Origin of the sequence: Paraburkholderia sp. GAS41 (assembly GCF_050436545.1) — a bacterium.
Lineage (GTDB): Bacteria > Pseudomonadota > Gammaproteobacteria > Burkholderiales > Burkholderiaceae > Paraburkholderia.
The window spans coordinates 1-5,046 of record NZ_JBNDMK010000061.1; the positions used below are offsets into that span (position 1 = coordinate 1).

At 56.5% G+C, this 5,046-nt stretch carries 4 protein-coding genes; all 4 read right to left on the minus strand.

All coding sequences use genetic code 11. From position 1 onward, the window contains the following. Positions 1-182: 182 nt before the first annotated feature. Entirely contained in the window at positions 183-608 is a 426-nt protein-coding gene (locus P3T43_RS35280) for a DUF1636 family protein (protein WP_429285610.1), read from the minus strand. A gap of 222 nt (positions 609-830) precedes the next feature. Beyond that, entirely contained in the window at positions 831-2,132 is a 1,302-nt protein-coding gene (locus tag P3T43_RS35285; RefSeq protein WP_429285611.1) for a c-type cytochrome, read from the minus strand. A 6-nt stretch (positions 2,133-2,138) separates the two neighbouring features. Continuing rightward, the gene (locus P3T43_RS35290; RefSeq protein ID WP_429285612.1) at positions 2,139-4,364 is read right to left on the minus strand and encodes a molybdopterin cofactor-binding domain-containing protein; all 2,226 of its coding nucleotides are present in this window, start codon (positions 4,362-4,364) and stop codon (positions 2,139-2,141) included. Then, positions 4,361-4,816: a (2Fe-2S)-binding protein gene (locus P3T43_RS35295; RefSeq protein ID WP_429285613.1), complete on the minus strand. Its 456-nt coding sequence runs from the start codon at positions 4,814-4,816 to the stop codon at positions 4,361-4,363. Before P3T43_RS35295 ends, P3T43_RS35290 begins: the two co-directional genes overlap by 4 nt. Positions 4,817-5,046 lie beyond the last annotated feature (230 nt).

A 5,046-nucleotide genomic window follows, 5' to 3' on the forward strand; every position in this document is an offset into this window, starting at 1 on the left:
CGAAAGCTGGGCGAGAGCGCCGCAACCTGGGATCCGAAAACGTTACCGGTACCACCCAGTCCGTGCACGAAAACGACCGGCGTACCTGTCCCTACGTCATCGTATTTGAGTTTCATATGTGTTCCTGAGTTTAGTGGGTTGATGAATTGAAGGTGGTGTGGTGCGTCAAACGCACCGCTCTTTTATGCAGCGCTTCGCTTCCGCTTTGGTGAAATGGCGGTGACGTGGCGCTGCAGCATCGCTGGAAGCATCCTGACGTTCACATCATCCGATACCGCCTGCCGGTACCCAAGCGCGGCATCGATCAGGTCCCGCGCGTTAACGTCTTTCAGACCCGAAAGACGCACACGGGGCTTTGCCGGCGCATCAAACGCAACAGCGCACGGCGTCCTGCAACTACCGAGGCAGTGGACCAGCATCACGGTCATACCCTGGCTGGTCAGCCTCTCTTTTATTTCGTTATAGAGAGCTAGTCCTTGCTCGCCGCTGTGCGGCCGATCCCTCGGACACGTGCGGCAGATTGCAACAGTATTCGACTGGTCGCACCCGTTCATATCCGGGTTGACGCCCTCAAGTGGTACGAGGCTCTCGTGTACGGTAAGCGTCACGCTGTCTCCTGACTTCATCTATTTCGAGGAAAAACCTGTCCCTCTTTTTCCGAGCCCTTATCGGGCGCTCAGAAACTGTGAATCCTGTAGATGAATTCTAGGAGGGTATTCGAATTCGGGCTTATCGCAGTGTCCCGATGATTATCAAAGAGTCCATCTTTTCGAGAGCTCAAGTGAGCACCCGGGCTGGAGGACGCTAGCCTTTTTTCACCAATGCAAGTCTTACTCTGCAGGCGATTTCGTTCGGCTGCGCATTAATGCGACGCTTCTTTCCTCTACCGCATCCGCATGGTTACCCCAACTGCCACGGATGTAGGTCAACACCTCCGCAATATCCCGATCGCTCATGACTGCGCCAAACGACGGCATCGGATACGCTGCCGGGCCGCCCTGGATCACCACCCGACCCGTACCGTGCAGCGAGAGATTGATCAATGATGATGCATCTGTTTCGAGCAGATTGGGGTTACGCTGAAGAGGCGCTATCAGTGATGTCATTCCTTTACCGTCAGCGCCATGACATTGCAGACAATAGATCGTATACAATCCCTTCCCGCTTTGTACCGGTGTTCTATCCGCTGGAATAGACGGTGCAAACGTGGATTGCGAAACGTATGCGGCCTTCTCTTCGATCGAATCCCGAGCCGGGGGCAATGACTTCAGGTAGTGAGCTATCGCAGCCAGGTCCGCATCGGTCATACCCTGCGTGCTTTGATTGATGACATCAACCATTGAGCCAAAGCTGCTGGCGTGCCGGTTTGATCCTCTCTTGAGAAACTCCAAAACGTCTGCCTCGGTCCATTGTCCCAATCCTGTATTCGAGTCCCCTGTAAGATCGGATGCGTACCAGTTATCGATTAACGCACCGCCGAGAAATCCGCTCCTCGAGCCGTCGAGTGCAAGCTCCTGATCGGCAACACCGCGCGCAGTATGGCAAGCTCCACAATGCCCCAGACCTTCGACCAGATATGCTCCACGGTTCCACTGCGCATCCTGGCTCGATTCAGGTTCATACACCTTCGAATCCAGAAAGATCGCGTTCCAGATCTTGATCGGCCAGCGCATGGCGAGCAGCGGACTGATGTCCGGTTGCCGATTCCTTTTTTGTACCGGACGCACTCCATGCATGAAATATAAATACAGTGCATGCACATCCGCGTCATTCACCTTTACAAAGGAGGTGTACGGCATCGCCGGATAGAGGTTGTGGCCGTCTTTCGCGACGCCTTTACGGAGTGCACGGGAAAAATCCTGTTCGGTGTACGTACCGATGCCGGTTGCTGAATCTGGCGTGATATTCGTTGAGAAAGTCCTGCCCATCGGCAAAGCCATCGGTAAGCCTCCGGCTAGCGGAGCACCACCGGGCGCGGTGTGACAGGCTGTGCAGTTTCCGACCCGGGAAAGATATTCTCCTCGCTTGATCAATTGAGAATTGGAATCCCTACTTTGAGCGCTTGCAGTGAATACAAGGAACAAAAGTATCGACGCCAGAACACTACGAAACATAGAAGCATTCATTACCATTTGCCCTCAAGCGAAGTTGCCGTCGGCCAGCTGGTTTCCTACTGACAATTGACGCAAGCGCTTGCCCGTGGCTGAAAAGATGGCGTTTGTAAGGGCTGGCGCCAGGACGGCGCACCCTGCTTCGCCTATCCCACCCGGCGATTCGTCGCTCTGCACTACGTGAACTTCGATGTGCGGTGTTTCATGGATGCGCAAGATGCGATAGTCGTTGAAGTTGCCCTGCACGACTCGACCTCGATCGATTGTGATACCCCCATATAGCGCTGCAGTGATGCCGAAAATCACTCCTCCACGAATCTGTGCATCAACCGTATCCGGATTGATCACATGCCCACAATCCACAGCGATCACTACCCGCCGCACGTGGACCTCGCCATTCCGTGCGTCTGCCTCAACGACCGCTGAAAGAAAGCTGCCAAACGCATGCATCACTGCCACCCCTCGTCCGACGCCGGCGTCGAGGGGTTTGCCCCATCCCGCTTCACGCGCGACGACATCGAGAACATGAAGCGCCCGCGGCGTACGCGACAGCAGCGCCCGACGGTAAGCCACGGGATCGGTCCTTGCCAGCATTGCCAGTTCATCGACAAAACTCTCAACCACAAAGGTTCCGCGTACCGGTCCGACGCCACGCCAGAAGCCGGTGACGATGCCACGGGGCTCCTGTCTGACATACTGAATCCTTTGATTGGGAATTGCATAAGGCAGATCGGATGCAACGGCAACAGCGTCCGGGTCAAGACCGTCTTTAAAGTACTGCGGCTGGAAACGCGCAAGTACAGATGAGCCGGCCACTGTGTGCCGCCAGCCAACGGGCCACCCGTGTTCGTCGAGACTCGCCGCGATCCTGTCGTGGTACATAGGCCGAAGCGTGCATTGACGAATGTCTTCTTCCCGCATCCACGTAAGCTTGAGTGGTGCATTCACATGCTTCCCGATCCGCAAAGCCTGGATGACGATGTCCACCTCGCTGCGACGACCAAAGCCCCCTCCAAGGAGCCGGTTATGGAGGACAATTCTTTCCCGCGGCAAGCCCGTATACTTCGCGCCGGCGTCCACGGCCCAAACTGGCACCTGCGTTCCGGTCCATATGTCACAACCGTCTGGCCTGACATGGACCGTGCAGTTTAGTGGCTCCATGGGAGCATGGGCGAGAAACGGCTGGCCGTACTCGGCCTCATAATGCCGGGTGTGTTTGGCGAACGCTTCGTCCACGTCACCGACCTGTCGGGACACGACCCCGCTTTTCGACGCCGCCATCCGCAGATCCTGCTGCAGCAGCAGGGTATCAATTGACGCGTTCGGTCCGTCGTCCCATTCGATAACCAAGGCATCAAGACCTCGCTTTGCTGCCCAGGTATGATCGCCGACGACCGCGACGGTACGGTCGAGCGTAACGACCTGACGCACGCCCGGAATTTTGCGAGCAAACCGATCATCGACCGCTTTGACCTTACCTCCGGCCACCGGGCTTGTAATAGAGACTGCGTAAAGCATCCCCGGGATCCGGACGTCGATACCAAATACCGCGCTGCCGTTCACCTTCTCTGGAGAGTCAAGGCGTTTCACTGGCCGGCCAATAACGCGGAACTGCCGTGGATCCTTCAGCACAACGGTCTTGGCGAGGTCTTTGGGGATCGGCAGCCTCGTGGCCCTCGCAACCAGTTGCCGGTACTCCAACGTGCGGCCGGTCGGCCCATGAATGACCCGTGCGTTCTTAGCGTAACAACTCTCGGGGATGACCTCCCACTGACTGGCCGCAGCCTGGATCAACAAAACTCGTGCGGCAGCCCCCGCGCGCCGCAAGGGCTCCCACGCATAGCGCATTGAGTTCGACCCCCCCGTTATTTGCGCGCTCAGCAGCGGATCCGTATAGAGCTCAGACTCCGGAGGTGAGATCTCGATTTCTACATTTTCGAGAGATACTTCGAGTTCCTCAGCAATCAGCATCGGAATGGATGTATAAACACCTTGCCCCATCTCCACCTTAGGCATCACTAGTCTGATACGCCCGTCCCGTGAAATACGGACAAACACGTTCGGGACGAAATCGCCCAGCGTATCGCCGAGGTCGGAAGAATCAACTAGCGGATTGCGCTCTCTCAATACTGGGGCCGCCATTACCGGCAGACTAACGCCAAACAGGAGCATTCCGCCTACGGTTAAACCTACGCCGCCGCCAATCCTCAGAAAGGCACGCCGGCTATACTCGATCCCGTTCTCATCGATCACGCCGCCTCCGCTGCCCGGTGAATGGCTGCGCGAATACGCTCGTATGTTCCACAGCGACAGATGTTTCCTGCCATTGCGAGATCGATGTCCGAGTCCGTCGGTTTTGGGATGCGCCCAAGCAGTGCGGCCGCTGACATGATCTGTCCCGACTGGCAATAGCCGCATTGCACGACGTCAATGTCAAGCCACGCCTGTTGCACCCTCTTTCCGACGGTCGAGTTGACCATTCCTTCGATGGTCGTGACCTTGCGGTTTGCCAGCGCAGCCACCGGAATCACACAAGCGCGGCCAACTTCACCGTCCAGATACACCGTACACGCGCCACACTGGGCAATGCCACAACCGAACTTGGTTCCCGTGAGACCAAGTATGTCTCTCAGTACCCAAAGCAGTGGCATATCATCTGGAACATCCAACTCGTAGCCCGTGCCATTGACATGCAGGAACACTATTGCTCTCCAAAGTTTGTTTAAAAGGACGCTGGCACTACGGGGTGGGAACCACGAGCCAGCGTGCTTACGTATTTGCGTCAGCGATGGTCAGTTCCCAGATCAAAGGATCATTGACTAAAAGTTCTGGATGGGCACCCTAAAGTGGACCCATCAGTCAAGACACTTTTCTGGTCGATTTAAGCTGTGATCGCGTCCAACTGCGCAGCTGCCCGGCGCTGCCCCGTGCTGCA

Coding starts and splice junctions, on each gene's coding strand:
- P3T43_RS35285 (WP_429285611.1), bottom strand. CDS start 2,132: ATGGTAATGAATGCTTCTATGTTTCGTAGTGTTCTGGCGTCGATACTT.